Below are 4,331 nucleotides of genomic sequence, written 5' to 3' on the forward strand. Positions count from 1 at the left end.
AAAACCCCCAAATTAAAAAAAGTGGAAAAAGCACTCGATGAGGGGCCTAAAATAGACGGGGATCAGGAGGTCGCCGAAGGGGGACCGCCTCCTGCCCGACGCCCATGAGGCCCGAGGGGAGGAGAAGGGGGGAGAATCATCGACGCCGTATCCCTCGCCCGTTTGCGGGGGAACACGACGGGCCCATTTTCACGCCCTAAGCGGCGTGCTCAACGGCGCGCAGGGCGGCCCGCAGGTTGACCTCGGGGGCATGGATCGGAACAACGCATCCGGTGCCCAGGATGAACCGCCGCCCGCCGGTCCGGACGATGGCCTCCCGGGCTTCGGCTTCCACGTCCTGGGGGGTCCCGAACACCAGGGTCTGGATCCGGGAGAGACCGCCCAGCACGGCCCCGCGCACGATCGCTTGTCCCTCCTCCAGTGCAGGCGGCGTCTCCCGATCGTGCCAGTTCCAGACGGCGACCGGATAATCCGCGCACAGATCGAACATCACCGCCTCGCCGTGGAGGTGAAGGATGTTCAGCCAGGCACTGACAGCCTCCTCCAGGACTGCCAGATCGTAGCGACGCCCGAAGGCCCGATATTCCTCAGCGGAGAGCAACAGATAAGAGGCATGCTGAACGGCATAGAAAATCCCGTCCACCCCGAGCTCTAGGGCGGCGCGGATGAAGCGGCGGGTGCTCTCCGCAATGGTGCGAAGTCCTCTCTCAAGCGCCTCCGGATAGCGTCTCAAATGCAGTAGTAACCGGTCGGAGCCCGCCAGGTTCTTGGCCTGGGCCAGAGGGCTGAACACCGTCACCACGATGGGAACCTCCGGGAGCGCCTGGCGGATCCGCGCCACCGCTTCCAGGTGTTCCCGAAGGACGCCGCGCGCGGGATCGAGGATCGGAAGGGCGGCCCAATCCTGGGGCTCCTGCACCGGATGTCGGGTGTAGCGTCGTGTTCCCTCGGTATCCCCCTCCCATCGATCCTCGACGCCCCAGTCCCGCACACAGTAGCTGGAGGCGGGGGTGATCTTGACAAAGTCGAAATCGAAGCGGCGCTGGAACTCGATCACCGCCTCCGCCAGGAGGGTGGGATCCTGATCTGCGACGGGGAAATGCCGCCACAACGCCACCGGCGGGCGGTCCACCGCCTCTCCCCGAATCGCTGCCTGAAGCCGTTCACGCTTCTCCATTGGAACCTCGCAGCGTCTCCAGATGGGCCTGGGCGAGTCGGGAAAGGATCTGCGCCCTGGCCCGATCCTCCAGTGTGGGGGCCAGCGCGAGAACCCGCTCGAACGCCTGGATCGCCGTCTCCTTCTCTCCCCTGGCCTTGCAGGAGAGGCCGAGCCCATAGTAAGCGTCCACCGCGTTTCCATCCATTTCGATGGCCTTACGAAACTGCTCGATGGCCTGATCGTATTGTTTCTTCGCGTGGAATTCCCATCCCAGGTCGATATAAGTTCCCGCCGTCTCCGACATCGCTGGCTCTCCCCAGGGAAGAAATCGTCGTAGGGGATTATAACCCAGGCCTGTGAAGAACAATGAGGACGGGCGGGTATGGAGGCCTGCCCCTGCGCGACCGGCAGGCCGTGCGCTGTCTCGTGATCTCCCGCCTGTGATGAATTCCCCGGATCGATGCAAAATAGAGAGAGGAGGTCCGAATGGGACAGAAAGGCCCGCTGCGCTGGCGGGGTGGCCATGGATGGCTGGTGCTGTGCGGGGGGGAGGAAGCGGAAGAGGCGCACCGGATGGCGCTGGCCCGGAGCGCTCCGGAGGGATATGCAGTGGTGGTCATGGCGGCCGCCGATGACCCGGAGCGCGCTTACCGATACGAGCGGCAGTATCGAGCCTGGGGAAGTCTTCCCTGTCGAGTGTTGACCTTGCGCGCCCGGGAAGAGGCCTTCCAGATCGCCCATGCGCGTCTTCTCCTAAACGCTCGCCTGATCCTGATCGCCGACGGCGATGTCCGGCGCTTGCTGGAGACCTTCTTCGATACCCCGGCGCTCCAGGCGATGATCACCGCTTACCACTCCGGCGCGGTGGTGCTGGGGATCGGCGCGGGAGCGGAGGCGATGGGGACCTGGGTGCTGGGATCGGGCTGGGAGGAGGCCCTGGGAGCTTGGGGATGGCTGCCGGGCGCTTTTGTGGTGAGCCACTATACGCCAGAGGCCGCCCGGGCACTTCAGGCGGCCCTCCACCGGCGGCCGTTCGCCTACGGCATCGGCCTGGCCGAAGGGGCGGCGCTCGCCCTCGGCCCAGGCGATCAGATCGAGCGCTGGGGAGAAGGAGAGATCACGGTAGTCTTCGGCGCGCGCTGGCTGGATCGCGAGTAGCGGTTTGTCTATTTTCGATCCGGAGTCTTTGGGATGCCGGATCAGGGGCCAAAGGCCTCAGCCCGGTCCCCAAAACGTTTCTCAATTTAAGGAAGATGCTGTTCCAGGCACATGGACCGCTCTGGGATCTGGAGGGCCGGCCGTTCCAGCCCGAACGTCCGCTTCGCCGGATCGTCTCCCTGGTGCCCAGCTTAACGGAAACCCTCTTCGACCTGGGCCTGGGGGATCGCGTGGTCGGGCGGACGGACTATTGCATCTATCCGACGGAGGCGCGCTCCATCCCTTCGGTAGGGGGGACGAAGAACCCGGATCTCGTGCGGGTGATCGCGTTGCAACCAGATGTGGTGTTCGTCAACGTGGAGGAGAACCGGGAGGCGGACGCGCAGGCCCTCGCCGCTCAGGGGATCCCAGTAGCGGTTTCCTTCCCCCGTTCGGTGGCGGAGGCCATCGCCCTGGTCCGGCGTCTGGCGGAGCTGTTTGGCCTTTCCCATCCGCCGGTGCTGGAGGAAATTGAAGCCCTGGAGGCTGCCCGCCGTCAGATGATCCCGGAGCGGCGCCCACGGGTGTTCTGCGCCATCTGGAAGGATCCATGGATGACCTTCAACGCGGAGACCTATGCCCATGATGTGCTGACCGTATGCGGCGGCAAGAACATCTTCGCCCACCGCCGACGACGATATCCGCTGGCCGCGGATCTGAACCCCGAGGTGCCTGCCCGACCCGTCGCCCGCGATGACCGATATCCGCGCCTTTCGGAGGAGGAGATCCGCCGCGCCGCCCCGGAGCTGATCCTGCTTCCGAGCGAGCCGTATCCCTTCCGGCCAGAAGATACGGAAACCATCCGCGCGCATTTCAGGGATACGCCAGCCGGACGCGCCGGTCGGGTGCGTTGGATCGACGGGAGCCTGCTGTTCTGGCACGGCACCCGCCTGCGGCACGCCTTACGGATCCTGCCGGAGGTTCTCCAGGGGCCCTTCCCCGCGGCAGACGACCCCGGGATGGGGGATGGGGAAGAGCCGTAGTGGACGGTTTCCGAGGCCGAAGTTGGGGCCAGGAACCTCCAGCCTGCCCCTGGAAGCATTTCTGCCCTCTTCCACGGAGAGAGAAGGGGCAGGGGAGGAGACGGCCTGGGCTCCGGGCTGTGCTCGGCTCCCTTCGCCCCTCCGAGGAGGCTGAGAGGCGGACGGAGCCGCCCCAGAGTATGTAGAAGGCTCAAGGGGCCTGTGGCACGCGATGGATAACCAACCGAGGCACTTACGGAGCAGAGGAAGCGCAATGAAGCAACGCCTGGTCGTAGGGATCAGCGGGGCCAGCGGGGTGATCTACGGCATCCGATTGCTGGAGGTCCTTCGCCCCAACCCGGAGATCGAAACCCATCTGATCCTCAGCCCCGCGGCCCGGATCACCATCGTCCAGGAGACCGATTACACGGTCCGTCAGGTCACGGAGCTTGCGGATGTGGTCCATGCCTACCACGACATCGGGGCGGCCATCGCCTCCGGTTCTTTTCGGACGATCGGGATGGTGGTGATCCCCTGTTCGATCAAGACCTTGGGAGCCATCGTCAGCGGCTACACGGCGGATCTGATCAGCCGGGCAGCCGATGTGACCCTGAAAGAGGGGCGGCCCCTGGTGCTGGTGGTGCGGGAGACCCCCCTGCATATCGGCCATCTGGACCTGATGCGGCGGGCGGCGCGGATGGGCGCGATCATCATGCCCCCGGTCCCCGCTTTCTACGGCCGCCCCCGCACGATCCAGGACCTCATCGACCAGACCGTGGGACGGGTTCTTCTGCGGCTGGGGATTGAGAACGAGCTCTACACCCGGTGGAAGGAAGGATAGGAGCATCGAGGTGCTTGCGCCGGAAGGCTGCCGGCCTGCTCCTGGGATGTTGATCCGCGACAGGAGTTGCACAGTCGTTCCCGCCAGCGGTCAAGGGATTCCAGCGGCATCTTCCCTCTGAGGGTTTTTGCAAGCTATTGCCTTGTTCATTTTGGGGGGGTCGAGGGCGGTG

At 65.1% G+C, this 4,331-nt stretch carries 5 protein-coding genes; 3 read left to right on the forward strand and 2 right to left on the reverse strand.

The genetic code is table 11. The features are described 5' to 3' along the window. Window positions 1–196: 196 nt before the first annotated feature. A complete protein-coding gene (locus NZM16_RS00095) occupies window positions 197–1,177 on the reverse strand; it encodes a uroporphyrinogen decarboxylase family protein (RefSeq protein ID WP_295477647.1) in 981 nt (326 codons plus the stop codon). Beyond that, a complete protein-coding gene (locus NZM16_RS00100) occupies window positions 1,164–1,463 on the reverse strand; it encodes a tetratricopeptide repeat protein (protein ID WP_295452671.1) in 300 nt (99 codons plus the stop codon). Before NZM16_RS00100 ends, NZM16_RS00095 begins: the two co-directional genes overlap by 14 nt. 182 nt (window positions 1,464–1,645) lie before the next feature. Here NZM16_RS00100 and NZM16_RS00105 point away from each other — a divergent pair, with 182 nt between their 5' ends. The 3 genes from NZM16_RS00105 (at window position 1,646) to NZM16_RS00115 (ending at window position 4,159) form a co-directional block, all read left to right on the forward strand. Continuing rightward, the gene (locus tag NZM16_RS00105; protein WP_295452674.1) at window positions 1,646–2,317 is read left to right on the forward strand and encodes a Type 1 glutamine amidotransferase-like domain-containing protein; all 672 of its coding nucleotides are present in this window, start codon (window positions 1,646–1,648) and stop codon (window positions 2,315–2,317) included. A 95-nt stretch (window positions 2,318–2,412) separates the two neighbouring features. After that, entirely contained in the window at window positions 2,413–3,339 is a 927-nt protein-coding gene (locus NZM16_RS00110) for a helical backbone metal receptor (protein WP_295477650.1), read from the forward strand. A gap of 253 nt (window positions 3,340–3,592) precedes the next feature. Further along, a complete protein-coding gene (locus tag NZM16_RS00115; RefSeq protein ID WP_295452679.1) occupies window positions 3,593–4,159 on the forward strand; it encodes a UbiX family flavin prenyltransferase in 567 nt (188 codons plus the stop codon). Window positions 4,160–4,331 lie beyond the last annotated feature (172 nt).

Source organism: Thermoflexus sp. (assembly GCF_025055495.1).
Classification (GTDB): Bacteria; Chloroflexota; Anaerolineae; order Thermoflexales; family Thermoflexaceae; genus Thermoflexus.